This window comes from Oleiphilus sp. HI0080, from assembly GCF_001635135.1.
Genome location: NZ_LWFU01000946.1, coordinates 1 through 1,133, shown reverse-complemented (window position 1 = coordinate 1,133; position 1,133 = coordinate 1). Strand labels below are relative to the sequence as shown.

The window sequence follows — 1,133 nt, the reverse complement described above, 5'->3', positions numbered from 1 at the left end:
CTAAGAAAGCCACCATCAATGAGAATATCGAGGCGTCTGAAGTACGTCTTATTGACGAAAACGGCGAGCAGGTAGGGATTGTCCCTATCGGTGAAGCGATATCGAGAGCAGAATCAGTGTCTCTTGATCTTGTTCAGATTGCTGACAGTGATCCAATTGTGTGTAAAATCATGGATTACGGCAAAAAGATATTCGAAGAGAAAAAGCAAAAAGCGGCACAACGCAAGAAGCAGAAGCAGACCCAGGTCAAAGAGATTAAGTTACGACCAGGGACGGAAGAAGGGGATTATCAGGTAAAACTGCGCAACCTGATACGTTTCCTTGAAGCAGGGGACAAAGCCAAGGTGACTATTCGTTACCGAGGCCGCGAAATGGCCCATCAAGAGATCGGCATGAAGTTGCTCGAACGGATCGAACAAGATCTAGAAGAGCTCGGAGTTGTCGAACAGCGACCTAAAATGGAAGGTCGTCAAATGATGATGGTTATAGCCCCTAAAAAGAGAAAGTAAAACAAGCTGTAGCAGATGCTACATAGGCGCTTGGTTTTACTCAAATACTTATCCAATGCGGAGTGAGTTATTATGCCTAAAATGAAAGTAAAGAGCGGTGCGGCTAAACGCTTTAAAAAGACAGCCAACGGATTCAAGCATAAGCAATCCTTCACTAGTCACATCTTGACCAAAAAGTCGCCAAAGCGTAAGCGTCAGCTTCGTGGTTGCAAGCAGGTTGCCGATCAAGATCAGCAGTCTATCAAGCGCATGTTGCGTATCTAATTTGGTTCAAGATTTAGTTTAGGAGAACACTATGCCTCGCGTAAAACGTGGAGTTACTGCGCACCGTCGCCACAAGAAAATACTTAAGCAAGCTAAAGGTTATTACGGAGCTCGTAGCCGAGTCTTTCGTGTAGCCAAGCAAGCAGTTATCAAAGCTGGTCAATATGCATACCGTGACCGTAAGCAGCGTAAGCGTCAATTCCGTCAATTGTGGATTGCTCGTATTAATGCTGGTGCGCGTTTGAACGGATTGTCATACAGCCGTCTTATTGCCGGTTTGAAAAAGGCAAACGTTGAAATTGACCGTAAAGTTCTAGCTGATCTAGCGATGAATGATGCGCCAGTTTTCACTGCGGTTGT

General features: G+C 45.2%; 3 protein-coding genes. All 3 read left to right on the top strand.

Going from position 1 to position 1,133, the window contains the following annotated elements; all coding sequences use genetic code 11:
- On the top strand, positions 1 to 509 hold a 509-nt coding region (gene infC / locus A3751_RS18425; protein ID WP_255376099.1), incomplete at its 5' end, for a translation initiation factor IF-3.
- A 72-nt stretch (positions 510 to 581) separates the two neighbouring features.
- On the top strand, positions 582 to 773 hold the full coding sequence (gene rpmI / locus A3751_RS18420) for a 50S ribosomal protein L35 (protein ID WP_068458480.1): 192 nt from the start codon (positions 582 to 584) through the stop codon (positions 771 to 773).
- Positions 774 to 804: 31 nt separating this feature from the next.
- Positions 805 to 1,133 (top strand): 50S ribosomal protein L20 (gene rplT, locus A3751_RS18415; RefSeq protein WP_068458508.1); only part of this gene is annotated, 329 nt, incomplete at its 3' end.